General features: G+C 66.8%; 27 protein-coding genes. 14 read left to right on the top strand and 13 right to left on the bottom strand.

Translation table 11 applies throughout. From position 1 onward, the window contains the following. Position 1: 1 nt before the first annotated feature. Together BLU62_RS32875 and BLU62_RS06920 are read right to left on the bottom strand one after the other, a co-directional pair. Positions 2–163 (bottom strand): hypothetical protein, encoded by a 162-nt coding sequence (locus tag BLU62_RS32875; RefSeq protein WP_159441551.1) that lies wholly within the window; start codon positions 161–163, stop codon positions 2–4. Positions 164–195: 32 nt separating this feature from the next. Beyond that, a complete protein-coding gene (locus BLU62_RS06920; RefSeq protein WP_074848852.1) occupies positions 196–978 on the bottom strand; it encodes a FadR/GntR family transcriptional regulator in 783 nt (260 codons plus the stop codon). 174 nt (positions 979–1,152) lie between these two features. Here BLU62_RS06920 and BLU62_RS06915 point away from each other — a divergent pair, with 174 nt between their 5' ends. Together BLU62_RS06915 and BLU62_RS06910 are read left to right on the top strand one after the other, a co-directional pair. Next, positions 1,153–1,461, top strand: coding sequence for an ArsR/SmtB family transcription factor (locus tag BLU62_RS06915; protein WP_074848851.1), 309 nt, complete (start codon positions 1,153–1,155; stop codon positions 1,459–1,461). Between the two features lies 1 nt (position 1,462). Continuing rightward, the gene (locus BLU62_RS06910; RefSeq protein WP_074848850.1) at positions 1,463–1,858 is read left to right on the top strand and encodes a VOC family protein; all 396 of its coding nucleotides are present in this window, start codon (positions 1,463–1,465) and stop codon (positions 1,856–1,858) included. A 16-nt stretch (positions 1,859–1,874) separates the two neighbouring features. On the opposite strand, the gene BLU62_RS34550 is transcribed toward BLU62_RS06910, so the two are convergent. Next, positions 1,875–2,315 carry a hypothetical protein gene (locus BLU62_RS34550; RefSeq protein WP_342028594.1) on the bottom strand — a complete coding sequence of 147 codons (441 nt, stop codon included), beginning with the start codon at positions 2,313–2,315 and terminating at the stop codon, positions 1,875–1,877. Positions 2,316–2,320: 5 nt separating this feature from the next. Then, entirely contained in the window at positions 2,321–3,016 is a 696-nt protein-coding gene (locus BLU62_RS34545) for a DUF2235 domain-containing protein (protein ID WP_342028593.1), read from the bottom strand. Between the two features lie 98 nt (positions 3,017–3,114). On the opposite strand from BLU62_RS34545, the gene BLU62_RS06900 reads away from it, so the two are divergent. From BLU62_RS06900 to fadD5 (BLU62_RS06880), 5 genes are all read left to right on the top strand, one after another. Further along, the gene (locus BLU62_RS06900) at positions 3,115–3,621 is read left to right on the top strand and encodes a M15 family metallopeptidase (protein WP_074848849.1); all 507 of its coding nucleotides are present in this window, start codon (positions 3,115–3,117) and stop codon (positions 3,619–3,621) included. A 92-nt stretch (positions 3,622–3,713) separates the two neighbouring features. Next, complete coding sequence (locus tag BLU62_RS06895) at positions 3,714–4,091, top strand: YciI family protein (protein ID WP_074848848.1); 378 nt, start codon at positions 3,714–3,716, stop codon at positions 4,089–4,091. A 10-nt stretch (positions 4,092–4,101) separates the two neighbouring features. Continuing rightward, the gene (locus tag BLU62_RS06890) at positions 4,102–5,349 is read left to right on the top strand and encodes an RNA polymerase sigma factor (RefSeq protein ID WP_074848847.1); all 1,248 of its coding nucleotides are present in this window, start codon (positions 4,102–4,104) and stop codon (positions 5,347–5,349) included. 222 nt (positions 5,350–5,571) lie between these two features. Beyond that, positions 5,572–7,176: a fatty-acid--CoA ligase FadD5 gene (gene fadD5 / locus BLU62_RS06885; RefSeq protein ID WP_074848846.1), complete on the top strand. Its 1,605-nt coding sequence runs from the start codon at positions 5,572–5,574 to the stop codon at positions 7,174–7,176. A 94-nt stretch (positions 7,177–7,270) separates the two neighbouring features. Continuing rightward, positions 7,271–8,878, top strand: coding sequence for a fatty-acid--CoA ligase FadD5 (gene fadD5 / locus BLU62_RS06880; RefSeq protein ID WP_074848845.1), 1,608 nt, complete (start codon positions 7,271–7,273; stop codon positions 8,876–8,878). A 90-nt stretch (positions 8,879–8,968) separates the two neighbouring features. Here the strand turns inward: fadD5 (BLU62_RS06880) and BLU62_RS06875 are convergent, their stop codons facing one another. The 6 genes from BLU62_RS06875 to BLU62_RS06850 all read right to left on the bottom strand — a co-directional run bounded on the left by BLU62_RS06875 (position 8,969) and on the right by BLU62_RS06850 (position 13,598). Beyond that, on the bottom strand, positions 8,969–9,625 hold the full coding sequence (locus BLU62_RS06875) for a DUF5336 domain-containing protein (protein ID WP_074848844.1): 657 nt from the start codon (positions 9,623–9,625) through the stop codon (positions 8,969–8,971). A gap of 30 nt (positions 9,626–9,655) precedes the next feature. After that, positions 9,656–10,813 (bottom strand): FAD-dependent oxidoreductase, encoded by a 1,158-nt coding sequence (locus BLU62_RS06870; protein WP_074848843.1) that lies wholly within the window; start codon positions 10,811–10,813, stop codon positions 9,656–9,658. Further along, positions 10,810–11,718, bottom strand: a complete 909-nt coding sequence (locus tag BLU62_RS06865; protein ID WP_074848842.1) for a DUF1295 domain-containing protein — start codon at positions 11,716–11,718, stop codon at positions 10,810–10,812. Before BLU62_RS06865 ends, BLU62_RS06870 begins: the two co-directional genes overlap by 4 nt. Positions 11,719–11,744: 26 nt before the next feature. Further along, entirely contained in the window at positions 11,745–12,221 is a 477-nt protein-coding gene (locus BLU62_RS06860) for a glutathione peroxidase (RefSeq protein WP_074848841.1), read from the bottom strand. 67 nt (positions 12,222–12,288) lie between these two features. Next, positions 12,289–13,005 carry a ferredoxin reductase gene (locus tag BLU62_RS06855; RefSeq protein WP_074848840.1) on the bottom strand — a complete coding sequence of 239 codons (717 nt, stop codon included), beginning with the start codon at positions 13,003–13,005 and terminating at the stop codon, positions 12,289–12,291. Continuing rightward, the gene (locus tag BLU62_RS06850; RefSeq protein WP_074848839.1) at positions 13,002–13,598 is read right to left on the bottom strand and encodes a sulfite oxidase-like oxidoreductase; all 597 of its coding nucleotides are present in this window, start codon (positions 13,596–13,598) and stop codon (positions 13,002–13,004) included. Before BLU62_RS06850 ends, BLU62_RS06855 begins: the two co-directional genes overlap by 4 nt. A gap of 81 nt (positions 13,599–13,679) precedes the next feature. Here BLU62_RS06850 and BLU62_RS06845 point away from each other — a divergent pair, with 81 nt between their 5' ends. From BLU62_RS06845 to BLU62_RS06830, 4 genes are all read left to right on the top strand, one after another. Next, positions 13,680–13,883, top strand: coding sequence for a hypervirulence associated TUDOR domain-containing protein (locus BLU62_RS06845; protein WP_074848838.1), 204 nt, complete (start codon positions 13,680–13,682; stop codon positions 13,881–13,883). Between the two features lie 97 nt (positions 13,884–13,980). Next, complete coding sequence (locus BLU62_RS06840; protein WP_074848837.1) at positions 13,981–14,823, top strand: alpha/beta hydrolase; 843 nt, start codon at positions 13,981–13,983, stop codon at positions 14,821–14,823. A 77-nt stretch (positions 14,824–14,900) separates the two neighbouring features. Then, positions 14,901–15,863, top strand: coding sequence for an ABC transporter ATP-binding protein (locus tag BLU62_RS06835; protein ID WP_074848836.1), 963 nt, complete (start codon positions 14,901–14,903; stop codon positions 15,861–15,863). 8 nt (positions 15,864–15,871) lie between these two features. After that, positions 15,872–17,464: an ABC transporter permease gene (locus tag BLU62_RS06830; protein WP_074852740.1), complete on the top strand. Its 1,593-nt coding sequence runs from the start codon at positions 15,872–15,874 to the stop codon at positions 17,462–17,464. A gap of 152 nt (positions 17,465–17,616) precedes the next feature. Here the strand turns inward: BLU62_RS06830 and BLU62_RS06825 are convergent, their stop codons facing one another. The 3 genes from BLU62_RS06825 to BLU62_RS06815 all read right to left on the bottom strand — a co-directional run bounded on the left by BLU62_RS06825 (position 17,617) and on the right by BLU62_RS06815 (position 20,659). After that, positions 17,617–18,483, bottom strand: a complete 867-nt coding sequence (locus tag BLU62_RS06825) for an LLM class F420-dependent oxidoreductase (RefSeq protein ID WP_074848835.1) — start codon at positions 18,481–18,483, stop codon at positions 17,617–17,619. A gap of 48 nt (positions 18,484–18,531) precedes the next feature. After that, on the bottom strand, positions 18,532–19,422 hold the full coding sequence (locus BLU62_RS06820; protein WP_084811754.1) for a hypothetical protein: 891 nt from the start codon (positions 19,420–19,422) through the stop codon (positions 18,532–18,534). A 73-nt stretch (positions 19,423–19,495) separates the two neighbouring features. After that, positions 19,496–20,659 carry a beta-ketoacyl synthase N-terminal-like domain-containing protein gene (locus BLU62_RS06815; RefSeq protein ID WP_074848834.1) on the bottom strand — a complete coding sequence of 388 codons (1,164 nt, stop codon included), beginning with the start codon at positions 20,657–20,659 and terminating at the stop codon, positions 19,496–19,498. Between the two features lie 291 nt (positions 20,660–20,950). On the opposite strand from BLU62_RS06815, the gene BLU62_RS06810 reads away from it, so the two are divergent. The 3 genes from BLU62_RS06810 (at position 20,951) to BLU62_RS06800 (ending at position 26,025) form a co-directional block, all read left to right on the top strand. Continuing rightward, positions 20,951–23,347, top strand: a complete 2,397-nt coding sequence (locus BLU62_RS06810) for a sensor domain-containing protein (protein WP_074852738.1) — start codon at positions 20,951–20,953, stop codon at positions 23,345–23,347. 176 nt (positions 23,348–23,523) lie between these two features. After that, positions 23,524–24,993 carry a sugar porter family MFS transporter gene (locus BLU62_RS06805; protein WP_074852737.1) on the top strand — a complete coding sequence of 490 codons (1,470 nt, stop codon included), beginning with the start codon at positions 23,524–23,526 and terminating at the stop codon, positions 24,991–24,993. Positions 24,994–25,011: 18 nt separating this feature from the next. Further along, positions 25,012–26,025 carry a nitronate monooxygenase gene (locus BLU62_RS06800; protein ID WP_074848833.1) on the top strand — a complete coding sequence of 338 codons (1,014 nt, stop codon included), beginning with the start codon at positions 25,012–25,014 and terminating at the stop codon, positions 26,023–26,025. The last annotated feature ends 71 nt before the right edge of the window (positions 26,026–26,096 follow it).

The following is a 26,096-nucleotide window of genomic DNA, read 5'->3' as shown; positions in this document are numbered from 1 at the left end:
GTCAGCGTCGACCGTCGACGAAGATCGCGGCCACCTTGATGTCACGGTGTGTGACCAGGGTTTCGGCGGGGGTGGCCCCCGGACGACGCCAGTAACCCTCGAACATGATGTGCGGGGGCGACGCGGGCGCAAGATGATCTCGCCGGGCCGACCGTCGCGGCACCTCGTTGCCCTGGTCGTCGACGATGACGGGCCTCAGTCCATCACGTCCCGGATACGGGTGGTCTCGTGTCCGGCGAGGAGCGCCTGGTTGGAGTTCTTCATGTGACGCTGCCAGTGGGCTGCGGCCTCGGCGCCGTCGCCGGCGCGGACGAGGTCGACGAGCTTCTGGTAGGAGCGGATGAGCTTGGTGTACTGCGCGCGGGGCATCGGGTCGTCGTCGACGGTGTTGGCGATGTGACGCTCGGCGATCTCGCTGAGCATGCCCGCGATCATCGCCATTGCCGAGTTGCCGGACAGCTCGACAATGCGGCGGTGGAACCAGACCGATGCCTGGGCCATGGTGCCGTTCTCGTAGGCCTCGTCGAGTTCGTTGTCGATGATCGCCTGGAGTTCGTCGAACGCATTGGTGTCACCGGTCTCCGCGAGCATCTCCGCGGCTGCGGGTTCGATGACCTCGCGGGCCCGCATGACTTCGGCGACCGTGGTCCCCGACAGCTCGAGCAACAGTCCTGCCGGACGCGCGACGATCTCGGGGCCGGGGACACGGATCCGGGCACCAGTACGCGAACCGCGACGCACCTCGACCAGCCGCTCGGACTCAAGGACGCGGACCGCTTCACGCAGCGTCGGGCGGCTCACCTGGAAGTGCGCCATGAGATCGGCTTCGTGCGGGAGGAAATCGCCGTCCTTGAGCCGACCGTCGACGATCATCCGACGCAGGGTGCGTGCCACCAGCTCAGCGGTCTTGGGGGACCGGATCGCACCGCTCGTGGTCGCGGGGACCATCATGGGAGCCAGGTTGACGGGCTTGGTCATGAGTACCTTCCTCGTGCTTGACCACTGACGCTCTCGAGGTGAGGGCGGCGGCCGAACTGGATCTGACCCCCTGGCCGATCTGATACACCCAGTTGTCAAACCCAGTTATACAAGTCGATTCTACGCGACCGCGGCGAGCTGGTCGGCGGCAGAACCGATCGCAGCATCGTTGACATGCAAGCGTGCGCTTGCCTATCGTCGGGTGTGGCCGACGTGTTCCATGCTCTCGACGATCCGACGCGGCGTGCGATCCTCGACGAACTCGCCGACCGCGACGGTCAGACGCTGTTCGAGATCTGCGGACGTCTCACCACCCGCCGGGGACTGAGCCTGACCCGCCAGGCCATCTCGCAACACCTGGCCGTACTGGAGGCCGCCGGATTGGTTCACGCCGAGAAACGCGGACGCGCCAAGTTCCACTACTTCGATCCGGCACCGCTGGCAGAGATCGCCAGGCGGTGGCCGGCGGCACGAAAGGCATGACATGAGAATCGCGTTGACCTCGATCTTCGTCGACGACCAGCGAAAGGCGCTGAGTTTCTACACCGATGTCCTCGGCTTCACCAAGCACCACGACATCCCGCTGGGGGAGGGCGCCTGGTGGCTCACGGTCGTGTCACCGGAGGCCCCCGAGGGCACCGAACTCCTGCTGGAACCGGCCGGGCACCCGGCGGTGAAGCCCTACCGCGACGCGCTCGTCGAAGACGGTATCCCGTTGGCGCAGTTCGCCGTCGACGATGTCCGGGCCGAGTACGACCGCCTCCGCGAGCACGGCGTCGTGTTCACTCAAGAGCCGACCGATGTCGGTACCGCCGTGGTGGCCGTCTTCGACGACACCTGCGGGAACCTCATCCAGATCGCCGCGGTCAAGGAAGCCTGAGCCGCGGATCGACCGGCTAGGAGACAGTCGTCAACGGTGCCGCGAGCGGCGGGATCTCGACTACCCGAGCTCGTAGCGCGTCGGTATCACCCTCGAACATCGCGACCCACCATCCGATGTTCGGCGCCTTCCGTCGGCGGCCGTCCTGATCGGTGTCCCATCGCTCGAGCGCTGGTGCGGCGATCAACAGCGGCGCCGCCGGGTCTTTGTCGACCTCGAGCCTGCGTCGCTGGAGTCGATGCCGAATGGTGTTGCCGTGCAATCGGAATGGGCCGATCGCGAGTTTGACGAGGTTGACGATCTGATACGCGGCGTTCATCGACTTGTTGGCGGAGTACTCCGGCCGCGCGGGATCGACCGGCTGCCGGATCGCCGCGAAGCGGTCGTAGGAGAACTCGAGGCCGCGCAGGGTCGCCTCCCGCACCATCCAGGCCAGGGTGAGCTCTGACGGTTCCACGACCTTCAGGCCCCGCCGATGTCGGAGTGCACGCCCTCGAACCAGACCTGCTTCACATCGGTCGACGTGTTCTCGGCGGTCTCCCAGACGCACGGGTCGAACGTCAGCCGGCACTCGTCGATCGCCAGCGCCTGCCGGGCAACCTTCACCTTCTTCCCGAGCTTCACATCGTGGAACTGGTGCTTGTATCGGGTGATACCGGGGACTCCCAGGGCGCCCACGGTGTCGAACACACCGATGAATGCGACCGGCACACGGTCGCCGAGCGGCTCCGGTGGCGGGTCGGACTTGTTCCGATACTGCCGTAACGCCTGCTCGAACAGATTGACCGATGGGTCCTCGGCCAGCCGCCGTGGCGTGACCAGACCGACCTTGCTGATCATCCCGACGAGGCTCCGGGCGGTATACGCGCCTCGACTGAAACCGAAAACGAAGATCTCGTCGTCGGACTCGTAGTTGAGGGCGAGAAAGCGGTACGCGTCAAGGAGATTCGCGTTCAGTCCGCGACCGAAGGCGCCTCCGACGATCCGGTCGGACCACGCGGAGCCCGTCCCGACACCGTTGACATAGTGAACCAGTTGAACCGCGCCGTCGGCGGCGTCGGTCTTGACGGCGCGAGCGATCTTCTCGACGTTGGAGATCCGCGGATCCTTCGACGACTTCCAGGTGCCGTCGCAACAGATGATCAGGCGTTTCCTCATGTCGGCCTCTCCAGTGTTTCGACGGTCCCGACACGTTCGACGGTAACGCCGCATGCCGGTCCGCGCAGCTCACGTCGGTCGTACGGTTTACTGGTCCGATGAGCAATTTCGCGTCCCGACTCGCGCGTACCGCGCTGGCCGTCGGAGCCCTCGCGTCTGCCGTGCTCGGCATCGGTCAGGCGGTCGCTGCGCCCACGGCCTTCGCGGCCGGGACGGGCGGTCTGGTTCCGGGGCTTGCCGCGTCGTACACGATCGCCTCGAATGAGGCCCACGCACAGGGCATTTCGATGTGGATCACCTCCGGGAAGCGATCGGATGCCGAACAACGTCAGCTGTGGCGAGACGCCATCGCCACCTATGGCAGTCCCGAGGCGGCCCGGCGCTGGGTTCTTCCCGCGGAGGAGTCACCGCACGTTCGCGGCGAGGCCGTCGACGTCGGCCCGTGGGAGGGTGCGGCCTGGCTGGAACGCAACGGGTACCGCTGGGGCCTGTGCCGGACCTTTGTGAACGAGTGGTGGCATTTCGAACTAGCGACAACGCCGGGCGCACCGTGTCCGCCGATGTGGCCGGATGCCGCGGTCCGGGCGGATCGGCGCGGAATCTGATCCACCGGCCGTAGGCTGTCGATCGACGGGACGGACGCTCGTCATCTCCGCACACGGACCGAGAGTCGGTCCACGTGATCAGGAGGCAGTCCATGCACTACTCACTACTGCTGCACTACACCGAGCAGGACGCCACGACGCTCGGCGACGAGGCGATCCAGGCCGGGCAGGCCGCATTCTCCGCCTACACCAGGGCCTTGCAGGACGCCGGCGTCCTCGTGAGTGCCGAGGTCCTCCAGCATTCGACCGCCACCACCACGCTCCGCAAGGTCGACGGCGAACTCGTCATCCAGGACGGCCCGTTCGCGGACACCAAGGAGCAACTCGGCGGAGCGATCGTCATCGACGTCGCCGACCTCGACGCCGCAGTCGACTGGGCCCGTCAGGCACCCCCGATCGACTGGGGTGTCGTCGAGATCCGGCCCGGCGCCACGTACACCGTCGACGGGGCCTGGACCTCGAACGGATGACACCTGACGGATGAGCCGGCCGGGAGCGCACGCCGCCGCCGAACACGCCGCCCGCGAGTCGTATTCGCGGTTGGTGGCGCTCCTCGCCGCCGCCTCCGGCGACCTCGCGCTCGCCGAGGACGCACTCGCGACCGCCTTCGAACGGGCACTCACCACGTGGTCGACGCAGGGCATACCCGACAAGCCGACCGCATGGCTGCTGACCGTCGCGCGCAACCACCTGCGCGATTTCTGGAAATCCGCCGGATACCGGAGGTCCGTCGACCTCGACGACCATGCCGGCACCGCCGGGGAGGTCACCATGAGACCCATCGACGACATCGACCCCGATGCGATCGGCGACAAGCGCCTCGAACTGCTGTTCACCTGCGCTCACCCGGCGATCGACCCGGCCATCCGGACACCTCTGATGTTGCAGGCGGTGCTGGGTTTCGAGGCCGCCGACATCGCCGCCGTGTTCGCGGTGGCTCCGACGACGATGGCGCAACGACTGGTTCGAGCCAAACGGCGAATCCGCGACGCCCGCATCCCCTTCGCCGTACCCGACCGCGCGGCGATGCCGGAACGTCTGTCCGCGGTTCTCGAGGCCGTCTACGGGTGCTTCGCGATCGCCTGGGACGACGCGAACGGTTCCGGTCCCGACTCGGTCGATTCGATGGCGGGGGAGGCGCTGTACCTGGCCGTGACACTCGCCGTCCTCCTCGACGACGAGCCCGAGGCGTGGGGACTCGCCGCCCTCCTCGCCCTGTCGTTGTCCCGGGCACCGGCACGCACCGGGCCGTTCGTCCCGCTCGAGGATCAGGATCCCTCGCTGTGGGACGGCGAACTGATCCGCGAGGGTGAGGCGATGCTCCGCCGTGCCGCGGCATCGGGCACTCCGCTCGGGAGATTCCAACTCGAGGCCGCCATGCAGTCCGTCCACGCCGACCGCGCCCGAACCGGCGTCATCGACTGGACCGCACTGCAGACGTTGTCGGCCACACTCATCACCGTCACCCCGACGCTCGGTGCACAGGTTGCGCACGCCGCCATCGTCGGACGCGCCGCGTCACCGGATGCCGGGCTGTCGGTGCTCGACGAGTTGGAGGCGCAGCACGACGTCGACGACTTCCAGCCGTTCCACGCCACTCGTGCGGATCTTCTCCGTCGTACCGGAGCTTCTGCAGAAGCACGTCGCCACTTCGAGCGGGCGGCGAACCTGGCCCGCGACACCCGCATCGAGAAGTACCTGCAAGGCTGCGCGGACCGACTGCGTTGAGGGGCACAGCGGTGACGGCTTCGACGCGGTGCCTCGCTTCGCTCGGTACCGGCTCAGCCGGCGGTGGCGGTGAATCGGGTCAGCGGCCATAGGAGTCGGCTAACTGCTCCATAGGCGTAAATCGTCGGTCGCGCAGAGGATCCCGGCCACCTCACGCCCTAGGGTGTGAAGCGGACCGCGCGACGGTCGGACAACGGACGTCCGACGACATGGGAGGCAGAAATGACGGCAATCGACGAGGTCGCGATCGACCTGACCTCCGAGTCCTACCGCTCACGCCGTAACCACTGGAACAACCACGTCCGGAGGCATGCGCTGATGACGCCGGACAAGCCGGCGATGACCTTCCTCGGCGAGACCCGGACGTGGAAGCAGATCGACGACCGGTCGCACGCCTTCGGCGCGGCGCTGAGCCGACGCGGGGTCCGCTTCGGCGACCGGGTCCTGATGGCCCTGCTCAACCGGACCGAGTACGTCGAGGCCATCTTGGGTGCGACCCTGATCGGCGCGATCCCGGTGCCGGTGAACATCCGGATGAGTCCGGCCGAGGTGGCGTACCTCATGGAGGACAGCGGCGCGGATGTCGTCGTCACCGAGACGGCACTGACCGGCGTCGTCGACGCAGCACGTGGATTGGGAGGCACCTCCGACACCGTGATCGTCGTCGGCGAGAGCGACAAACCCGATCACCTCTCCTTCGAGGACCTCGTCGCCGAGGACGGGTCGGACCTGCCACTCGTCGACGTCCCCGAGGACACTGTGGCGATCATCATGTACACCTCGGGCACCACCGGCCGTCCCAAGGGCGCGATGCTCACCCATCAGAACTTCCAGGCGCAGGCCCTGACCTCGATCTCCACGACGAATCCGCAGGTCGGCGATGTCGCGTCCATCGTCCCGCCGATGTTCCACATCGCGGGTCTCGCGACCTTCGCCATGGTCTTCTACCGCGGCATCCGGGCGGTCATCCATCCGCTCGGATCCTTCGATCCCGACGTCATGCTCGACACGCTGGAACGTGAGGGCTCGACGTCGGTGTTCATGGTGCCCGCACAATGGCAGGCCGTGTGCGCCGCACAGAAGGCCAAGCCCCGGGATCTGCGACTGCGTCACCTGAGCTGGGGCGGGGCACCGGCCTCGGACACCGTGCTCAGCGCGATGAACGAGACGTTCCCCGGCGTGCTGAACATGACGTCCTTCGGGCAGACCGAGATGACGCCCGTGACCTGCATCCTCGAAGGCAAGGACGCGCTGCGGACGATCGGGTCGATCGGCAAGGTCGTTGCCGGCGTGACCGCCCGCATCGTCGACCCGCTGATGAACGATGTGAAGCCGGGAGAGGTCGGCGAGATCGTCTACCGCGGGCCCAACCTGATGAAGGGGTACTGGAACAAGCCCGAGGAGACCGCCGACGCGTTCCGCGGTGGCTGGTTCCACTCCGGCGACCTGGTCCGCCAGGACGAGGAGGGCTTTCTCTTCGTCGTCGACCGCGCCAAGGACATGGTGATCTCCGGTGGCGAGAACATCTACTGCGCCGAGGTCGAGAACGTCCTCTACGGCCACCCGAGCATCGCCGAGGCGGCGGTCATCGGCCGGGCGGATCCGAAATGGGGCGAGGTACCCGTCGGGGTCGTCGTGCTGGCCGAAGGTGTCGACGAGCCGACGCTGGCCGATCTCGAACCCCACCTCAACGAGAATCTGGCGCGGTTCAAGCATCCCAAGGATCTCGTGATCATGGAGCAGCTGCCGCGCAACGCGGGTGGCAAGGTCACGAAACCCGCCCTGCGCCAGCGCTTTGGCAGCAAGGACGCCGGTCTGTCCGACTGACCCGGCGAAATCTCACGAGCAACCCATGGTGTCTGCGTAGGGTGTGACGCAGACAACAATGTCGACCATCGCACGATCGACACGGGAGCCAGTGATGACCGCTACCACCGAAGCCACCGCCGACCTCACCACCGAGCCGTATCGCTCGCGCCGGAACCACTGGAACAACCAGGTTCATCGGCACGCCATGATGATGCCGGACAAGGTGGCGATCACCTACCTGGACGGGTCGACGACGTGGAAGCAACTCGATGACCGGTCACGGGCTTTCGGTGCAGCGCTGAACAGGCTGGGCGTGCAGTTCGGGGACCGGATTCTGATGGCGATGCTCAACCGCACCGAATATGTCGAAGCCGTGCTCGGCGCCACGCTGATCGGTGCGATCCCGGTGCCGGTGAACATCCGGATGAGCCCGGCCGAGGTCGCGTATCTGGTCGCCGACAGTGGCGCCAGGGTGATCGTGACCGAGAAGCTCCTCGCACCGTTGGCCGATGCGGTGAGTGCTTCGACCGGCGAGATCGACACCCTCATCGTCGTCGACGGTGGCGACGAAACCCCACACCATGACTTCGAAGGCCTGCTCTCACAGGGAGACTCGGACCTGCCTGCGGTGGACGTGCCCGAAGACACCGTCGCGGCCATCATGTACACCTCGGGCACCACCGGAAAACCAAAGGGCGCCATGCTCACCCACCAGAACTTCCATGCGCAGGCGGTCACCACGATGGCCACCACCGCCTCGGCCGACGCAGACGACGTGGCGTCCGTGGTGCCGCCGATGTTCCACATCGCCGGCCTCGCCGCCTTTGCGCCGGTCTTCTACCGCGGCGTCCGCGCCGTCATCCATCCGCTCGGCGCCTTCGATCCCGACGCCATGCTCGACACCCTCGAACGAGAGGGCACCACTTCGGTGTTCATGGTGCCCGCGCAATGGCAGGCGGTGTGCGCCGCGCAGAAGGCACGGCCGCGAAAGCTTCGGCTGCGCAACATCAGTTGGGGAGCGGCGCCCGCGTCGGACACCGTGCTCACTGCGATGGGCGAGGCCTTCCCCGGCGCGCTCAACATGACCGCGTTCGGGCAGACCGAGATGTCGCCCGTGACAACGATCCTCGAGGGCAAGGACGCACTGCGCAAACAGGGCTCGATCGGCAAGGTCGTGCCGGCGGTGACCGCGCGCATCGTCGACCCGCTGATGAACGATGTCAAGCCGGGTGAGGTGGGGGAGATCGTCTACCGCGGGCCGAATCTGATGAAGGGCTACTGGAACAAGCCCGCCGAGACGGCAGAGGCGTTCCGCGGCGGGTGGTTCCACTCCGGCGATCTCGTCCGCGAGGACGAGGACGGTTTCCTGTACGTCGTCGACCGCGCCAAGGACATGATCATCTCCGGCGGTGAGAACATCTACTGCGCCGAGGTGGAGAACGTCCTGTACGGCCACGCCGCGATCCTGGAGGCCGCGGTCATCGGGCGGGCCGACGAGAAATGGGGCGAGGTACCGGTTGCCGTGGTCGTCCTGGCCGAGGGTGTTGCGGATCTGACGCTTGCCGAGCTCGAACCGCATCTCAACGAGAACCTGGCGCGGTTCAAGCATCCCAAGGATCTGGTGATCATCGACGAGCTGCCGCGCAACGCCGGCGGCAAGGTCGTCAAGCCGAAGCTGCGCGAGACCTACGGCAGCAAGGACGCCGGGTTGGCCGACTGACCGCCCCCGCGAACCCGCCAGAATCGGATCAACCCGCCATCCTCCAACGCCGATGGCGGGTTGATCCGTCGAACTGGGTCTATCCGACCATCACTTCTTCTTCTGCTTCTTCGGACTGGTGGCCTCCAGCTGCCGCCCACGACGCCGGTAGCGCCAGATGAACCAGCCGACGGCGATCGCGAGCGCGACGCCGATGATCACGCCCCAGGCGGTGGCGGCGCGGAATCCGGGTGCGTCGACGTCGAAGATGCGTTCACCCGCGTGCGCGCCGTTGCCTCCGCCGGCCACGACCGAGAGCGTCAGCAGGTTGGGGATCGCCACGATGACGCCGGCCACCGCGAATGCGATCGCGGGGACATTCCTCATCCGGCTGCGACTCAGGAACGCCAACGTGAACAGCAGTAGCGGGACGAAGGTGCACAGGACTCCCAGGACGAGGCCCGTCCACACCCCACTGACCATCGAACCGTTGACCCGATTGCCGATCTGACCGGCCCACCAGCGCGGCAGAAACGCCTCGAGGATGAAGTAGGTGATCACCAGCAGCGCGGCGATGATGAGGCCGACGACGGCCTTCTTGACGATGGTGTTCGCCCGTTCGGCGGCCGTCGGCTTCAGCGAAGCATCGGTGGTCGCGGGAGCCCCCGGCGGCGTCGGCGACCCCGCGGGCGGGACCGGCGCGGTGTGCGACCCGGGCGGCGGGTCGACCGGATCTGACGAATGGGTCGAGAACGGCTCGTTGCTCATGGGCCGAGTCTATGCGGGGAAGATGACCTTTCAGGTACGACGCCGCCGATGACCGGCCGATCCCGGAACGTCCGCGTCGCGAATCCCGCCGTAGATCCCACGCCGCACGATCCACGGCTGCAACACCGTGTCAACCGACCAGGCCGGGAAACGGAACGCCCGGCCGTTCGGCGCGAACACCTGCAGACCGTCGTGCTGCGCACCGAGAACCGAACCCCACCGCCGTCGGGGCGGTGTGTACCGCTTCGCCCGGTCCGGCCGGCTTGCCAGGTCGACTCGGATGTTGTGGGCGAGAAGCCGGTCAGCCCGGTTGCGGGCTGAACTCCGTAGGACATCGGTCGCGGCGATGTCTCCGAGGGCGTAGACGAGTTCGTGGCCGGGAACTCGGAGTTCCGGTGTCACACGGACGAATCCGTCCGCATCGAGGATCTCCGCGGGCAACCACTCCGAGTTCGGGGTCACCCGACCGATCGCCCAGAGCACCGCGTCGGCCTGCACGCTGTCCTGCCCGGTGGACCAGTGCACGGGTCCGGTGGTGATCTCGTCGCAGGCGAAGCCGTCGGGCACTTTCGCGCGGTGTCCGCCGTGCACCCCGATGCCGAGGCCGCGCAGCCGCGCCGAAACGTTCTGCCAGGTTCGCCGATGGTGACGGGGTAGCGCGCGCTCGCCGGGGTGATAGAGATCGATGCGCTTGCCCGGCCACGTCGCAGCCAGGTTCGCCGCCGCACTCACCGCGGCGGCCCCGCCCCCGATCACCGCGATCGACTTCGCGTCCGCCAGCCGGAGATGTGCGGCGGCGAGATCCCGGTCGACGTCGGTCGGTGACTGGAGACCGGGCCGCCGCCAGAAGCCGTTGCGGACCCCGGTTGCGATCACCAGAGCGTCGAACAGTTCGACGCGCTCGGCTCCGTCGGCGCTGGTGAGGGTGACCGTCCGCTCGCCGAGGTCGGCGGCGGTCAGCGATCCATGGACGGTGCGGACACGGTCCAGCTTGCGGAATCGGTCGAACGGGATCCGGTAGTCACGGGCCCAGGTGTCGGGCCGGCTCAGGCGGAGCCCGAGTTCCTGACCGCTGACCAGCCCGGGCTTCGACGAGATCCCGACGACGTCGGCGTGACGGGACAGATGAATGGCGGTGAGGATGCCGGTGTCGCCGAGGCCGGCGACGACGACGCGGGATCGGGTCATCCGGGGATGCGTTCGGTGGCATGCGGCGGCCGGGCACGGCGAGGCGGCCGGGGTACGAAACGCGACACACGGTCGACGACGTCGGCATAGCCGGGACGTCGGGACAGGCTGCGCTGCTCCATCATCGGAATGCTGGCGCCCAGGAACATCGCCAGCATCACCACCACGCCGACGAGTGACCACCACCAGTCGGAGGGTGACGCCGCGATCCCGAACAACGCCATCGCCACCCAGAACGAGAACTCGCCGAAGTAGTTCGGGTGCCGGGACCACGACCACACGCCGGTGTCCAGGACCGACCCCGGCCTGCGATGCGCGGCGAAACGACGCAGTTGGGCGTCGGCGACGTACTCGAGGGAGATGGCGGCGACACCGACGACCGCGGCGAGTGCGGTGAGCCAGCCGATCGTCGAATCCGTGTGTGTCACCGCGATATACACCGGGACCATGCCCAGGAACACCTGGATGGTGGGAATGACGTGGATGGCGAAGAGGTCGACGATGAACGCGGCACCGCCGGCACGTTCCTTGAGCAACCCGTAGCGCCAGTCCTCGTGATGCAGACCCGGCCACCCGATCGCCCAGTTGGCGGTCAGGCGGATCGCCCACACCGCGACGACCACGGCGATGACCCAGCACTGCACCGCGCCGATGCCGACATCGCCGGCGGCCCACCAGTACACCAGGAGCACGGGCGGTATGACGCTCCAATAGGCGTCGTACATACTCGAGTTCGAGTACCGGCGGCTGAAGCCGAAGATCACGAGGGTCGCCCAGAGGTCGGCGATGAGGGTGTCGAGCCACAGGTGACCGGTGTCGGGCCCCAGCCACAGCCACGCGGCGGCGACCCCGAGTGCCACCACGTAGGCGATCACCACGCGCACGAACGACGTTGTCCGGCTCACGAGGTCGCGTCCCTACCGTCGCCGGGTCACAGTTGCTTCTCGATGGACCCGACCAGTTTCTCGGGTTTGGTGGCCGGCGCGAACCGTTCGACGACGACTCCGTCGCGGTTCACCAGGAATTTGGTGAAGTTCCATTTGATCCGACCCCCGAACACACCCGACTTCTGGTGGCGGAGCCACTCGAACAGGGGATGGGCGTCGGGACCGTTCACGTCGACCTTGGCGAACATCGGGAACGTGACGTCGTAGGTGAGTGAACAGAAGTTCTTGATCTCTTCCTCGTTGCCGGGTTCCTGATGCGCGAACTGGTCGCAGGGGAAGCCGAGGACTCGCAGCCCCTGTTCCTGATAGTCGCGATGAAGCGTCTCGAGGCCCTCATACTGCGGCGTGAAGCCGCACTTCGAAGCGGTGTTCACGATCAGCAGCGGTTCGCCCCGGTACGCCGAGAGGGCGACCGGGTTGCCGTCGATCCCGGTCGCGGTGAAGTCATACGCAGAAGTCATGCCGCCACGCTACTTCCGGTCCGCGCTCACCAGTACTCATTGGCCGGAACCCGCAGGTTGTAGAGGGTCAGTCGCCGAATCGTTCGGTGCGGATGCGGGTCGGATCGTGCCCGGCGTCGACCATCCAGTTCGCGCAGTCCTCGACGAAGCGGTTCGGCCCGCAGATGTACACGGTCGGCGACCTCGAGGGGTCCATGGTGAGCGCGGCCAGCTCCTCCGGGTCGAGACGTCCCGCCGGCCTCGCCGATCCCGGGGGTGCGACACGGGTGTGGACGAGGTGCAGATCCATCCGATGGTGGTCCATGAGCTGACGGATCTCGTCGCGGTAGTAGATCCGCTCCGGGCTGCGCACCGAGTAGACCAGCGAGAAGGGCGTCAGAGGCGCGTCGACCTCGCGACTGCGGATCATCGACATCAGCGGCGCCACCCCGGATCCTCCGCCGATCAACTGCACCGGTCGGTCGTCGCCGGAGGCCCACGTGAAGTACCAACCGTGCGGTCCACTGATCTCCAGGGGATCACCGACCTCGACGACATCGACGAGATACGGGGACACCTCACCGTCGTCGAGGCGTTCGACGGTCACCTCGAGCGACCGCGTCTCCCGGGCATCCGACACCGAGTACGTGCGGGCGGTGGAGTAGCCGTCCTCGGCGGTGAGCCGGATGTCGACGTGCTGGCCGGGAAGCACATGGACGGGTTCGGGCAGGGCGAGACGCAGGGTGCGTGCGGACGGGGTGATGTCGACGACGGAGGTCACCGTCGTCAGCAGCCAATCGGTCACGAGTACCGCTGCTCACGCCAGGGGTCGCCGTACATGTGGTATCCGCGCTCCTCCCAGAAGCCCGGTGTGTCGTCGGGCATGAACCGTAGGCGCCGAATCCATTTCGCGCTCTTCCAGAAGTAGAGGTGGGGGACGAGGAGTCGGGCGGGACCGCCGTGTTCGGGTGCCAGCGGCTCCCCGTCGTAGGTGTCGGCGACCCAGCCTCGCCCGCCGATCAGGTCGGCGAGCGGGACGTTGGTGGTGTACCCGCCGTAACAGTGGGCCATGACGTACGGGGCGGGTTCGAAGGGCAGCGCATCGATCAGGGTGTCGAAGGAGACCCCGCGCCAGCGGGTGGCGAACTTCGACCACCTTGTGACGCAGTGGATGTCGGTGGTGATCTCGTCGTGGGGCAACGCCTGGAACCGCTCCCACGTGAACGTCGTCGCCCGGTGCTCGGCGGACTGGACGACGAGCGACCATTTGTCCAGGGGGATCGACGGTGTGGGCTCGGCCGACAACACCGGGAAGTCGAGCGTGGTGTACTGCCCCGGCGGCAGCCGTCGGGCATCGCGGTCGCGGCGGCCCACGAACCCTCGGTTGACGATCGCCATGGTCGCGGAGTCTACGCGTAGACGAAGAGCACGGCTGTATGGCGAGGTTTGGCGGAACATCGACCGTGGGCACTCCGGGGCATGGCGATCAACAAGAACGACACCGTCCGCTGGAACACCTCGCAGGGTCAGACCGAGGGGACCGCGGAGGAGAGGCGAACCAAGGAGTTCACGTTCGAGGGACAGAAGTTCAAAGCCAGTGAGGACGAACCCTATTGGATCGTGAAGTCGACGAAGACGGGCGCCAAGGCCGCCCACAAGGAGTCGTCGCTGAGCAAGAAGTAGGCGGTGCGATACCGCTGAACCACGTACAACCTGGGTGAACCCCGGTAACGTCGGCGACTGTCGGGGCCGAAACTTCTCGTGCACGAAGGGTTCTCTCATGGCCGCCGACTCACCACATCCCACCCGAAAAGCGTTGCGCCCGACCGTATTGGCGCTGATTCTGATTCTCGTAACCTTCGCGGCGACGACACTGTCCGTTTCGTCCGCGTCCGCGGCTCCGAAACCGACGATCGTGCTGGTACACGGTGCATTCGCGGATTCAACCGGCTGGGATGGCGTCGCAGCGCGGCTCTCGTCCGAGGGTTATCCCGTCCAGCGGTTCGACAATCCGTTGCGCGGGCCGGTTCACGATTCCGCGCTCCTGGAGAAGAAGCTCGCCACCATCAAGGGCCCGATCGTGCTGGTCGGTCACTCGTATGGGGGCATGGTCATCACGAACGTCGATGATCCCGACGTCGTCGCCAACGTGTACATCGCGGCATTCGCTCCGGAACAGGGCGAGTTCGTGCAGGGCCTGCTGAACCCGCTGGTCTATCCCGGCAGCCGACTCCTGCCGCCGGCGCTGCAGGTCAAGGTCGTCGACGACCCGACGGGTGTGGCGGGACGAAACCTCGATGGCTACATCGCACGGCCCTACTTCCGGGAGATCTTTGCGCAGGACGTCAGCATTGCGACCGCTGCCGACATGTTCGCCCATCAGAAGTCGGCGGCGCTCGTCGCCAATCTCGAGCCTTCGGGTCCGGCATCGTGGAAGAAGGTCCCCAGCTGGTATCTGGTTTCGCAGCAGGACCGGGTGATCCCGCCGGCGTTGCAGCGCTTCATGGCGCTCCGTGCCGCTTCGGGGCACACCTCGGAGGTCAATGCGTCTCATGCGTCACTGGTCTCGCGTCCGGCGGCGGTGGCCGCGGTCATCGAGAAGGCCGCCACCGCACAGGGGTAACTCGGCTCGTTTTTTTCGGCCTACCTCCTCGGCCGCTGTGCAACGATCATGGCGACCGACGAGCCTGGAGGTAAGCCATGCCCACCGGAGTGTCCGACACCTCTGGTCAACGCCCTGTGGATCTGCCCGTCGACGTCCGGGGTCTACGCAAGTCCTTCGGCAGGTTCGAGGCACTTCGCGGGCTCGACCTCCAGGTCCGCCGCGGTGAGGTCCACGGGTTCCTCGGCCCCAACGGTGCCGGCAAGTCGACGACGATCCGCGTCCTCCTGGGCTTGCTCCGCGCCAACGCGGGTGAGGTGCGACTGCTCGGTGGGGATCCGTGGCACGACGTCGTCGAACTGCATCGCCGGCTGGCGTATGTGCCCGGTGACGTCTCGCTGTGGCCGTCGATGACCGGCGGCGAGATGATCGATCTCCTCGGTTCGATGCGCGGTGGACTCGATGAGGACCGGCGCGCCGACCTCGTCGAACGGTTCGAGCTCGACACCGCCAAGCGCGGACGCCAGTACTCGAAAGGCAACCGCCAGAAGGTGGCGATCGTCGCCGCCCTCGCGGCGGACGTCGAACTGCTCATCCTCGACGAGCCGACATCGGGCCTGGACCCGTTGATGGAGAACGTCTTCCAGGAGGTCGTCGGGGAGGCCAAGGCGCGTGGCACGACCGTCCTGCTGTCGAGTCACATCCTCGCCGAGGTCGAATCCCTCGCCGACCGTGTGAGCATCATCCGCGACGGCGTCATCGTCGAGACCGGCACGCTGGCCGAGTTGCGCGGTCACACCCGGACCGCGGTCCGCGCCGAACTCGACACCGTCCCGGCCGCCGCCCGGCTCACGGACTTCCACGATGTGGACGTCGACGGTCACCGTCTGAGCGCGACAGTCGATTCCGATCGGATCGGCGCGGCGATGGAGGTGTTGACGGCGAGCGGACTGCGGTCCCTCACCGTCGAACCGCCTTCTCTCGAGAGTCTGTTCCTGCGGCTCTACGACAGCGACGGTGACGGGGTCCGCGTCTCCGACAACCCGTTGGCAGGGGAGTGACCAGCGCGATGGCGTCTGCCTCGACGGTCGGAACCCGACCACTCCTCCATGCCTCACTCCGCCACGAGGGCCGGTCTTTCGCGCCGTGGATTCTGCTACCCACCGCGTTGTCGGTGTCGTCGGTGCTGATCTATCCCTGGTTGTTCTCCGACGCTCTGGAACGTAAGGCTTTCGCGGCCACGATCGGGGCGAATCCGGCGCTGGGACTGATCTTCGGACCCGCCTACGATCTGTCGACCACCGACGGGTTCAACGCGTGGCGCAGTCTCGCGCTCGGCGGGTTCATCGCCGCCCTGGGCGCGATCTTCATCGTCGTCAAAGCCAGCCGCGGCCAGGAGGATTCGGGTCAGGCGGAACTGCTGGCCTCCGGCGTCTCGGGCCGGTCGTCGCGACTCCTGACGGCCCTGGTCATGGCGGTGATCTGTTCGACCGCGATCGGCATCGTCTCGTGGGTGCTGACCGGATTGTGCGGCGGTGACTGGGCGTCGTCGGCGTTGCTCGCCGCCGGGTTCACCGTCTCCGGTTGGATGTTCGCGGCCGTCGCCGCGGTCAGTTCGCAGATCGGGGCCGACGCCCGTGCGGCGACGACGATCTCGGTGTCGTTGCTCGGGATCCTGTTCGTCCTGCGAGGTTTCCTCTTCTCGATCAGCGCACCCACGTGGACGATGTGGATCAATCCACTCGGCTGGATCGAGGAGACCCGGCCGGCATCCGGCGACCACTGGTGGCCGTTGCTGATCGGCGTCGCGTTCGCGGTCGTCGTCGCGGCCGTCGGTTTCGCATTGCAGTCGTCACGCGATTTCGGTCAGGGTCTGATCCCCTCCCGTCCGGGGCCGCCGAGGGGGAACGTCGGTACACCTCTGAGCCTGGCGTTTCGTCTCAATCGCGCGCCGATCATGTCGTGGGCGGTGGCATTCCTCGGTCTCGGTGTCGTCTTCGGGTATTTCACCCGGTCGGTGAAAGACCTGCTGACGAGCAACCCGGCGATGGCGTCGATCTTCGCCTCCGGTGCCGCATCCCCGGCCGACCTGATCTCCGCGTTCGTCACCACCATCCTGAGCATCGTCGGCATCGTCGTCTCGGTCGCCGGCGTGCAGATCGTCAACCGCGTGCGTACCGAGGAACTGGATGACCGAGCCGAGCCCGTGCTGGCGACGGCTGTCCACCGACTCCGGTATCTCGCCACGAATGTCGGTGTCGCACTGCTGGCGACGGCGGTGTTCCTGATGATCGCAGGTGTCGTGGTGGGCATCTTCGCGTCGACCGCGGATATCGGGATCACCTTCGGCGACGCCCTCCTGCAGGCGGTCGCGACCATCCCCGCAGCCTGGACGGTCATCGCTTTCGCGGTCGCCGTACTCGGTGCCCGCCCGGCGACTCGTCCGGCGATCTGGCTGGGCGTGCTCGTCTCGTTCGTGATGACGGTGCTGGGCCCCAGCTTCAAACTGCCCGACTGGGCCCTCGGTTTCAGCCCGTTCCACCATGTGCCCGACGTCGTCGTCGCGACCCCCGACTGGTGGGGACTGCTCTGGATCGGCCTCGTCGCCCTCGGCTTCCTGGCCATCGGTTTCGTCGGGTTCCGACGACGCGACATCCCGTGAGGTCTTTCAGATCCGTATGACGTCGAACCCGGAATCCGGGTTCAACGTCATACGGAAGATTCGGGTAGCCGACCACTCACGCGCGCGCGGCCGGTCCCGCTGGTACCGCACGGAAAGCCTCAGCGCGGCGTCGCATAGGCGACGCAACGTCATCAGTTCTGGCCGAGAGCCTCGGCGAGTCGGCGCCACTGGTCGCGCGGGAATCCGCGGTGATCCTTCTGCAGCACCTGGACACACACGTGGTCGGCGCCGGCGGAGCGGTGTTCGTCGATGCGCGACAGGATCGCCGCCTCGTCGCCCCAGACGATGAGCGCGTCGAACAACCGGTCGCTGACTTCGGTGAGGTCCTCGTCGGTGAAGCCGAGGCGACGAAGGTTGTTGGCGTAGTTGGGCATTGCGAGATAGCCCGTCAGCCACTTGGTGCCGATGGCGCGTGCCTCGTCGCGGTCCGCGGCGAAGATGGCGGTCTGCTCGGGCGCGAGCAGCGGTCCGTCGCCGAGGGTCTCGCGAGCGGTCGCGGTGTGGTCGGGTGTCACCAGGTACGGGTGGGCGCCCAGTGTGCGGTCCGCGGCCAGACCGAGCATCTTCGGTCCGAGTGCCGCGAGAACCCGACTGTCGGCGGGCACCGGCGTCGGTGCGGAGTCCAGTCCGTCGAGGAACGCGCGGGTGGTGGCGAGTGGCTTCTGGTAACGGCCGGCCTCCTGCGCGTCGATCAGCGGAGCGTGGCTGATCCCCAGGCCGAGCAGGAAGCGCGGGCCGAACTCGTCGGCGAACCTCGCGTGGGCGGCAGCGACGTCGTGGGGTTCGTGCATCCACATGTTGAGGATTCCGGTGGCGACCACGGCCTTCTCGGTGGCACCGAGCAGGTTGCGCACCGAATCGAGAACCGGGCCGCCGACGTCTGGGATCCAGAGGGCGGTGAAGCCCAACTCGTCGAGTTCGGCCGCGGCTTCCGCTGCCTCCCCGGCGTCTCCGTACCGCAGTGGCGAACTCCAGATTCCTACTCCGTCGAGATTCATGCTCTCGACACTACCGACGGCCTCGGCGATCGAACGCGAATGCCGGGTTCATGCCGTCTTCGACGCTCTCGGCGCTGCCTGGGCGAGGCGGGCGTCGAAGGACGAGGTCAGCTGCCGGAAGGCGCCTATGCCCACGGCGCCGACCACGATGACCACGATCCCCGTCACCGTGCTGAGCTCGTCGGTGAGCAATCCGGCGATCCCGATCGCCAGAACGAAGATCGGTACCCAGTCGAAGAGATGGAGCATGCTCTGCGGTTTCTCATCGGTGTCCCATCCCTCACGGACGGCGGCACGATAGGTGGCGAAGTCGGGGTAGAACTCGGTGAACGCGATGGCGAACACAGTGCCGCCGATCTGGATGATCCAACCGGTCCAGAAGTTGTTGGAATCATCGAGGACGAGATCACCGACAGCACCGGACACCGCGGCGACGCCGAATCCGGCGACCCACGCCCACGTGATGACGTAGTTGATCCGGAGGAACAGCGGGCTGTCCCAGACCTCCTCATCGGTGGACTCACGCGCGTACTGCAACGTGAACGGCTGGCGGACGAGAATCGAGCCCAGGGCGAACGCGACCAGCGCGATGTTGGTCATCTCGCCGCCCCATTTCTCCAGCCATTCGATGACGCCCGCCGAGGCGAAGAGCGCCAGGGCGGCCATGGAGCCGAAGTAGGCCACGTCGAAGACTTCGAGGAGCTTGATCCGGGAGCCGCGTCGGTGCCCGCCCACCACGAGGATCAGTGACAGCACGAACGCCGACGCCGCGGCCTCCTCGAAGCGACCGGGACCGGTGAGCAGCGCCATCAGAATCCATGGCGACATACCCGCGAAGGGGGAGTTCAGGAATGCGGTGAGCACGCGGCGAGTCCCCGTCGTCTGCACTGTCCCCATCGTCGGCTGGTCGACCGCTGGTTTGTCCGGCGAGTTGGTCATTCCTGAATTGTGCGGCTTCGCAGAGGTTTTCCGCAGGAAACTCGGTACATCCGCGGAACATCGCCGCGCCCGATCAGCCCTGGGGCGCGATCACGAGAGCCGCGTTGTGGCCGCCCATCCCCAGCGAGGTCTTCAACGTGGGCCCCGCCTCGAGCGGGGACAGGCCGTCGAGCAATTGCGGGATCCCGTCGGACACCCTTGGCGTCGCCGGGATCTCGCCTCGCTCGTAGCCGAGCAACGACGCGGCGAGTTCGACCGCACCGGCCGCACCCTGGCAGTGTCCGGCAAGGGGTTTGACCGAGAAGACCTCACTGTTGGGCAGCAGGGTCTCCACGATCGTCGCCTCGGCGCGATCACACTGACGGGTGCCGGGACCGTGCGCATTGACATACCGGATGTCCCCTCCCGCAACGCCGGAAGTCGCGAGCGCCTGCTCCACGCAACCGACGACGTTGGTCAGTTCGGGATCTATCGAAGTGACGTGGAAAGCGTCGTGGGACATCGCCCCGCCCAACACATCTGCATATCCGTCGGTCGTGCGGTTGGTCATCGTGAACGCGATCGCGGCCTCGCCGAAGGTGAAACCCCGACTGCCCTCCTGAAACGGGCGGCAGGCGTCCAGGGCATCGGTGTCGGTGATGGCGACGCCGAGTTGCACGAACATGCCGACCACCTCCGGCTTGGCCGACAGATCGGTCGCGACGACGAGGACATCGTCGACGAGATCGGAATCGAGCCACGACTTCGCGGTCACGATCGCCGCCGAACCCGACGTGCACATTGCCGACACATTCAGCGCCGGACCGTGAAAGCCGTACTCCTGCATCAGAAGCGATACCGGCGTGGACGGAGTCACGGACAGATACTGGCGTCCCGTGTACTGGCCGACGCCGGAGGTGACCATCGGATACATGTCGAGATCGCCGAGTACGCAGGCGTGTACCAACCCGACGCGCGAGCCCGGACGCCAACCACGTTCAGACGCATCCTCGATCGCCTCCCGCGCCGCGCTCCGCATCGCACGGGCGAACCGGGTGCGCCCGTCCGCCTGGTCTCCACCCTCCGGTACACGCACGATCCACCCCGGACCGCCATGATCGTCGGAACCGAATCCGAAACCTTCGTGCAGGGCGGCCGCGGACTTACCCGAAGCCAAACCGTTCCACAGTGCCTCTCGCCCCCAGCCGTATCCGGTGACAGCCCCGACACCCGAGATGGTCGATCGATTGTTCGTCATTGTGAACTCTCTTCATTTGTCCGATTGTTGATGCCTTTCGACGTCATCCGACCCGACGGCACCATCAGAATCCCCCAAAATGCGACATTCGACCCATCTCCCGGCGCAGGTTGGGGCAATTTCGACTTTGGCACGACTCTGCCGTTCTTTTAGCCCTCCGCGTGCACCCGGTGTGGGGGAACATGGACGCCGGGGGTTCGGAGCAGGCGGGGGGGAGGGATTGACGCAGTGTCGGAATCGACGCCTATGGACGGTGGCCGCAATGATCTCGTCGCACCCCATGCCGAGCCCATGACCCGTTCCAGCGACGCCGCGGTCGCAGAGCGCTACCGACTTCTCCTCGAATTGAGTCCGGACGCGATCGCCGTGCACCAGGACGGGATCGTCGTGTACGTGAACTCCGCGGCACTCGACTTCGCCCGCGTCACCGACCGAGGTGAGATGCTCGGCCGCCCGATCACCGACTTCGTCCATCCCGACGAGCTCCCGAACATGATCGAACGGATCGTGGGCATGGGCGACGAAGCGGGTGCGTCGACGTATCCCGAGGAAGTCGTGATGGTCGACGCCCACGGGGTGTCACGGCCGATGGAGGTCACCTCGGTGCGCACCGTGTGGCACGAGAAGCCCGCCTACCAGGTGATCCTGCGCGACATCACCGCGCAGAAGGCGGTCGAGGCAGCCCTTCGACGTCAGGCCGCCCTGCTGGATCACGTCAGCAACGCCGTGATCGCCGTGGACCGGGAGCTGACGGTGCGGTCGTGGAACCCGGCGGCGGAGCAGATGTACGGGCTGTCCGCCGGCGAAGCCGTCGGCCGCGACCTGGATTCTGTCACCGGCGGCAACCTCGACGTCCAGGCGGCGGTGGCGCTGGGCGGCACGGTCGACCAACTCCACCGCCGAGCCGACAACGATCGGACGTTCCTCGCCCACATCTCGGTGACGTCGATGGACGACGGCTTCCTCATCGTCGCCGAGCCCACGCGTAGACCTCTGATCGAACGACTGGGCACCATCCTGGCCGCCCTCCATCAAGCGGTGATCGTGGTGCGTGAGGACGGCGGGATCGAACTTGCGAACCCCGCCGCCGCGACCATGCTCGGGCCGCAGAGCGTTCCCGGTTCGTTCGTCCACGACCTGCCACTCGACTTCGTCGACGGCGAATCCCCGATCGTGCGCTGCCTGCGGACGGGGACCGCGGTCACCGACGCGACGGCGACGATCAACACTCCGGGCGGCGAGCGGTGGTTGTCGTGCAGCTGCCGTCCGATCGACGACGACACCTCCGACGCGGTCGCACTGGTGTCCTTCGCCGACATCACCGCGCGCTACCGCGAGCGCACCCGTCTGGTGTGGGACGCGGTGCACGACTCGCTCACCCAGCTGTACAACCGGGCCGGGATCCTCAAGGAGCTCGAGGCGCACATGGATGCCCTCGACGAACACGAAACCGGTTGCGTGGCGATCTATTACATCGATCTCGACAACTTCAAACTCGTCAACGACTCGCTCGGTCACGCGGTCGGCGACGAGGTCCTCCACATCGTCGCCCAGCGGCTCGCGGGTGCGACGCCCCCGGACGGGGCCGTAGGTCGGATCGGGGGAGACGAGTTCGTTCTGGTGACGACCCACACGAAGGAGAGCATGCCGGCCGAGATCGACCGTCAGATCGAGGCGGTGCGCGCCGCGATCAGACCGCCCGTCAACGTGAGCATCCGCAGCGAACCGCTGACGGTGCGGGTGAGTATCGGGGTGGCCACCGTCGCGGCCGGCGACCGATACACGCCGGCGGACCTCCTCCGTGACGCCGACATCGCGCTGTACCAGGCACGCAAGGCATCTCGAGAACCCTACGTCCAGTTCCGGACACAGCACCGGGAAGAACTCCAGCGCCGGCAGCGGATCGAGGAGGAGCTGCGCCGCGCCCTGGACACCGACCCCTCGCAGTTGGAGATCCATTACCAGCCGATCGTCTCTGCCGACAGCGGGACGCTCGTCGCGCTCGAGGCGCTCCTGCGGTGGACCCACCCCGACCTCGGCTCTGTTCCGCCGACCGAGTTCATCCCTCTCGCAGAGCAATCCACGCTCATCGACAAGGTCGGCGCGCACGTACTGGCGACGGCCTGCGCCGAGGTGGCGGCGACCCCACAGCTGCGTCAGGTCATGTTGTGCGTCAACGCATCCCGGCGTGAACTCACCAACGGCGAGTTCCTCCGCCGGCTCAGTGAAACGTGCGAGCAGACCGGCATGGACCCGCATTCTCTCTGCCTGGAGATCACCGAGAGTGCTCTCGCGCCGCTGGACGGCGGCCTGCTCGCGCTGCTGCGCCACATCCGTGCACTCGGGATCCAGATCTCCCTCGACGATTTCGGTACGGGCGCTTCCTCACTGAGCGAGCTGTACCGACTCCCGGTCGGCATCCTGAAGACGGCCAAGGCATTTGTCGACGCACTCGAGGAGCATCCGAGTGCCCGCACGATCCTCTCGGGCATCGTCGACGTGGCACATGCGATGGGGGTCCGCGTGACCGCCGAAGGTGTCGAGACCGCCTCGCAGGCCGCCACGATCGCCGCCGTCGGGTGCGACCTGGCCCAGGGCTACCACTTCGGGCGACCCAAACCACTCGTCGAGATCCTCACCGAGGATCCGGTGATCCCGTCCACCCCCGGCCCGCCGGACGACCTCTGACCCGCCCTCCGGACCAGATCGATACCGACGCGTGTTCGGATGTGCGCCGCCGGGCCTCACCCCGCGAGTAGATTGAGCGCGAAACCGTCGGTGACGACGACCAGGCAACCGGACAGCGAGGTCACGGAAATGTCCCACGATTCGTGCTGCGATCCATCGGCGAGCGGGGTCATGTGATGGCCGACGCACAGCAACGTGAGATCGCCGAACAACACACCGCCAAGGTCATCGGCGTCACCGTCGCCGCGGCAGTCGGCGGATTCCTCTTCGGCTTCGACAGTTCCGTGGTCAACGGCGCGGTCGACTCGATCGAATCGAACTTCGGTCTCGGCAAACTGATGACGGGGTTCGCCGTCGCGATCGCCTTGCTCGGCTGCGCACTGGGCGCTTGGTTCGCCGGACGCCTGGCCGATGTCTGGGGCCGCAAGCGGGTGATGCTGCTCGGTTCGGCACTGTTCATCGTCTCGGCGATCGGTACCGCGTACACGCAGACGATTCCGGATCTACTGCTCTGGCGCGTTCTCGGTGGCATCGGCATCGGCATCGCGTCGGTCATCGCGCCGGCATACATCTCTGAGATCGCGCCCGCTCGCTACCGCGGCGCACTCGCCTCCATGCAGCAGCTGGCGATCACCATGGGCATCTTCGCCGCCCTGTTGTCCGACGCCGTGCTGGCCGACACCGCCGGCTCCGCGTCGAACCAACTCTGGTGGGGGCTCGAGGCCTGGCGGTGGATGTTCCTCGTCGGCGTCGTACCCGCTCTCGTCTATGGCATTCTCGCGTTGCTGATCCCCGAGTCACCGCGATATCTGGTGGGCCGCAACCGCGACGACGAAGCGGCGCGCATCCTCCAGGAGGTGACCGGTGAGAGCAACCCGCTCGACCGGGTCAAAGAGATCAAGCTGACGGTGAAGCGCGAGTCCAAGACCTCGATCAAGGACATCGCCGGCCCGTCGTTCGGGCTTCACCCACTGGTGTGGGTCGGCATCTGGCTTGCGGTGTTCCAGCAGTTCGTCGGTATCAACGCGATCTTCTACTACTCGACGACGCTATGGCAGTCGGTGGGATTCTCCGAGAGCGACTCGTTCAAGACATCGGTGATCACGGCGGTCATCAACGTCGGTATGACGTTGGTGGCGATCATGTTCGTCGACCGCATCGGACGACGGAAGCTGCTCCTGGCGGGTTCGGTGGGAATGTTCATCGGTCTGCTCATGGCGTGCATAGCCTTCACCCAGCAGATCGGTGAGGGCGAGAACGTCACCCTGCCCGACCCCTGGGGCGTCATCGCGCTGATCGGCGCGAATCTGTTCGTCGTCGCCTTCGCCGCCACCTGGGGGCCGGTCATGTGGGTGATGCTGGGGGAGATGTTCCCCAACCGGATCCGCGGTGTGGCTCTCGGCGTGTGCACCGCGGTGAACTGGCTCGCCAACTTCACCATCTCGATGCTGTTCCCGCCGATGACCGAAGCGGTCGGACTGGGAATCATCTACGGGTTCTTCGCCTTCTGCTCCGCGGCGTCGTTCTTCTACGTCTTCAAGAAGGTCGAGGAGACCAAGGGTCTGGAACTCGAGGACATGGACTCGGTTGCGGACTCCCATCTGTCTCGGATCGCTGCCGCCCGCGACGTCCCGGAACAGGCATGAGCGCCGGAGCATCGGTCAATGGTTGATCTCCGGGACCTCGCGGTACCGGTCGTCGCGGCGCCGATGGCAGGCGGCCCCACGACCCCGGAACTTGTCGTCGCGACGAACAACGCCGGGGGGCTGGGGCAGTTGGCCGCCGGGTACCTGACGCCGGAGCGCGTCGCGTCGGACATTGCCGCCGTCCGCGCCGGTGGAGTCGAGACCTTCGGGGTGAACATCTTCGTCCCCGAAGCCGAACCGGTGAATCGGGAAGCCGTGGCGCGTTACCGGGATCATCTCCTCGAGTACGCGGCCTCCCTCGGCGTGGATCTTCCCACCGCAGACGAGCTCGGCGACGACGACGATCATTTCGACGCCAAGATCGCGCTGATGTGCGACGAGCGGATCCCGTTCGTCTCGTTCGCGTTCGGGTGCCCGTCTCCGGACGCGGTCTCCGAACTGCGCCGCCACGGATGCAGCGTCGGTGTCACCGTCACCACCGCCGACGACGCGGTCCTCGCCGCCGGAACCGGCGCGGACTGGCTCTGCGTGCAGGGGCCGGACGCCGGCGGCCACCGGTCGGTGTTCGACCGCAGGACCGAACCGCCCACCCAACCCCTGAACGATCTCGTCAGGGCCGTGCGCGCACGCGTCGACCTGCCGATGGTCGCGGCCGGCGGGGTCGCGACACCCGAACGTGCCGATCGGGTGCGATCCCTCGGTCCCGTCGCCGTCCAGGTCGGCACGGTGCTGCTGCGTACCCATGAGGCGGGCACGAAACCCGCGCACGCCTCCGCACTGGCCGACGCTGCGCGCACCGAGACCGTCGTGACCTGTGCGTTCAGCGGGCGTCCCGCCCGAGCGCTGCGCAATCGGTTCATCGACCGGTTCGACGGCGCCGCGGTGGCCGAGTATCCGGCGGTCAACACGCTCACCGGCGGTCTTCGACGCGCGACCGCCACCGATCCCGACGGCATCAACCTGTGGGCGGGTACGGGATTCCGCGAGGGAGTCGTCGAATCCGCGTCGGACACCGTCCGCCGACTGGGCTGAACGCGGTGCGACGATTCGCCGGTCCGGGTGGGGCCTAGACTCGGGGAACGACCTGAGGGGACGTCATGAAC

The organism is Gordonia westfalica (assembly GCF_900105725.1).
Classification (GTDB): Bacteria; Actinomycetota; Actinomycetes; order Mycobacteriales; family Mycobacteriaceae; genus Gordonia; species Gordonia westfalica.
Note: the sequence above shows the minus strand (reverse complement) of the source record. Positions and strands in the feature narration are given on the sequence as shown.

Coding starts and splice junctions, on each gene's coding strand:
- BLU62_RS06810 (WP_074852738.1), top strand. CDS start 20,951: ATGACCCGTTCCAGCGACGCCGCGGTCGCAGAGCGCTACCGACTTCTC.
- BLU62_RS06900 (WP_074848849.1), top strand. CDS start 3,115: ATGAGCAATTTCGCGTCCCGACTCGCGCGTACCGCGCTGGCCGTCGGA.
- BLU62_RS06845 (WP_074848838.1), top strand. CDS start 13,680: ATGGCGATCAACAAGAACGACACCGTCCGCTGGAACACCTCGCAGGGT.
- BLU62_RS06875 (WP_074848844.1), bottom strand. CDS start 9,625: ATGAGCAACGAGCCGTTCTCGACCCATTCGTCAGATCCGGTCGACCCG.
- BLU62_RS06890 (WP_074848847.1), top strand. CDS start 4,102: ATGAGCCGGCCGGGAGCGCACGCCGCCGCCGAACACGCCGCCCGCGAG.
- BLU62_RS06825 (WP_074848835.1), bottom strand. CDS start 18,483: ATGAATCTCGACGGAGTAGGAATCTGGAGTTCGCCACTGCGGTACGGA.
- BLU62_RS06920 (WP_074848852.1), bottom strand. CDS start 978: ATGACCAAGCCCGTCAACCTGGCTCCCATGATGGTCCCCGCGACCACG.
- BLU62_RS06850 (WP_074848839.1), bottom strand. CDS start 13,598: ATGGCGATCGTCAACCGAGGGTTCGTGGGCCGCCGCGACCGCGATGCC.
- BLU62_RS06860 (WP_074848841.1), bottom strand. CDS start 12,221: ATGACTTCTGCGTATGACTTCACCGCGACCGGGATCGACGGCAACCCG.
- BLU62_RS06895 (WP_074848848.1), top strand. CDS start 3,714: ATGCACTACTCACTACTGCTGCACTACACCGAGCAGGACGCCACGACG.
- BLU62_RS06800 (WP_074848833.1), top strand. CDS start 25,012: ATGGTTGATCTCCGGGACCTCGCGGTACCGGTCGTCGCGGCGCCGATG.
- BLU62_RS06835 (WP_074848836.1), top strand. CDS start 14,901: ATGCCCACCGGAGTGTCCGACACCTCTGGTCAACGCCCTGTGGATCTG.
- BLU62_RS06910 (WP_074848850.1), top strand. CDS start 1,463: ATGAGAATCGCGTTGACCTCGATCTTCGTCGACGACCAGCGAAAGGCG.
- fadD5 (WP_074848846.1), top strand. CDS start 5,572: ATGACGGCAATCGACGAGGTCGCGATCGACCTGACCTCCGAGTCCTAC.
- BLU62_RS06915 (WP_074848851.1), top strand. CDS start 1,153: ATGCAAGCGTGCGCTTGCCTATCGTCGGGTGTGGCCGACGTGTTCCAT.
- BLU62_RS06815 (WP_074848834.1), bottom strand. CDS start 20,659: ATGACGAACAATCGATCGACCATCTCGGGTGTCGGGGCTGTCACCGGA.
- BLU62_RS06805 (WP_074852737.1), top strand. CDS start 23,524: ATGGCCGACGCACAGCAACGTGAGATCGCCGAACAACACACCGCCAAG.
- BLU62_RS06870 (WP_074848843.1), bottom strand. CDS start 10,813: ATGACCCGATCCCGCGTCGTCGTCGCCGGCCTCGGCGACACCGGCATC.
- BLU62_RS06820 (WP_084811754.1), bottom strand. CDS start 19,422: ATGACCAACTCGCCGGACAAACCAGCGGTCGACCAGCCGACGATGGGG.
- fadD5 (WP_074848845.1), top strand. CDS start 7,271: ATGACCGCTACCACCGAAGCCACCGCCGACCTCACCACCGAGCCGTAT.
- BLU62_RS06840 (WP_074848837.1), top strand. CDS start 13,981: ATGGCCGCCGACTCACCACATCCCACCCGAAAAGCGTTGCGCCCGACC.
- BLU62_RS06830 (WP_074852740.1), top strand. CDS start 15,872: ATGGCGTCTGCCTCGACGGTCGGAACCCGACCACTCCTCCATGCCTCA.
- BLU62_RS34545 (WP_342028593.1), bottom strand. CDS start 3,016: ATGAGGAAACGCCTGATCATCTGTTGCGACGGCACCTGGAAGTCGTCG.